Genomic DNA, 714 nt, shown 5'->3' on the forward strand with positions numbered 1-714 from the left:
CCGAGGCGAAGGAGCTGCACGGACGGCTCCGGCAGAAGGCAATCAGCCAGCTGTAGTAGTGGCGGCTTAGTGCAAGGCGCCATCCGCAGCGAGGGCGTGCTTGATCTCCACCTGCTGCACGAGGCTGTCGAACAGAACTGCCTGCGCCCTGTAGGTCACGAGATCGGCTTCCTCGAAAGTCGCGAACGCCTCTGAGTCGAGCACATGCCCATCCGGTGCGATGCAGACGCTCAGCCAAGGCATCCATGGCATCGGCGGCGGATACACAGCGTACAGGTAGCGGGCGAACTCGACCTCGGCGTTGTGGAGCATGGAGCGACCTCCGGCTGCCTATCCCGGCCAACGCCTCACCCGTTGTGTTGTTCGCGAGTAGATGGTCGACCACGAACCGTTCGCCTGCGAGCAGACGCCGCCTAGTGCAGGGACTTCACGGCCTTCTGCTTCCTCGCCTTGATGAAGTCCGCCATGTCCGACGCGCAGCGCTCCGTTTCGGCGTCGGCCTCACGGCGCGTCCTGAAGGTGGTGGCAGCGATGACGCGCCCGTCCGGGTGCAAGCACATACAGACCCACGGCAACCCGGGTGCTGGCGGATTGTAGACCGCGAAGGTGTAAGTGGGCGCGTCGTCGGCGCCGGAGGTGATGGGCATAGCCTTCCTTCCCGGCGGACATCGCTGAGGCGCATACCCTACGCTGTATCCGGCCGAGGGCCAAGGC

At 65.0% G+C, this 714-nt stretch carries 2 protein-coding genes; both read right to left on the minus strand.

Going from position 1 to position 714, the window contains the following annotated elements; translation table 11 throughout:
* Positions 1-66: 66 nt before the first annotated feature.
* On the minus strand, positions 67-312 hold the full coding sequence (locus MOX02_RS30875; protein WP_147029554.1) for a hypothetical protein: 246 nt from the start codon (positions 310-312) through the stop codon (positions 67-69).
* A 101-nt stretch (positions 313-413) separates the two neighbouring features.
* A complete protein-coding gene (locus MOX02_RS30880; protein WP_147029555.1) occupies positions 414-647 on the minus strand; it encodes a hypothetical protein in 234 nt (77 codons plus the stop codon).
* Positions 648-714: the final 67 nt, after the last annotated feature.

It is taken from the genome of Methylobacterium oxalidis (assembly GCF_007992195.1).
GTDB lineage: Bacteria > Pseudomonadota > Alphaproteobacteria > Rhizobiales > Beijerinckiaceae > Methylobacterium > Methylobacterium oxalidis.

What these genes read in the sequence shown, in the direction of transcription:
- MOX02_RS30875 (WP_147029554.1), bottom strand. Translation starts at nt 312, where the DNA reads ATGCTCCACAACGCCGAGGTCGAGTTCGCCCGCTACCTGTACGCTGTG.
- MOX02_RS30880 (WP_147029555.1), bottom strand. Translation starts at nt 647, where the DNA reads ATGCCCATCACCTCCGGCGCCGACGACGCGCCCACTTACACCTTCGCG.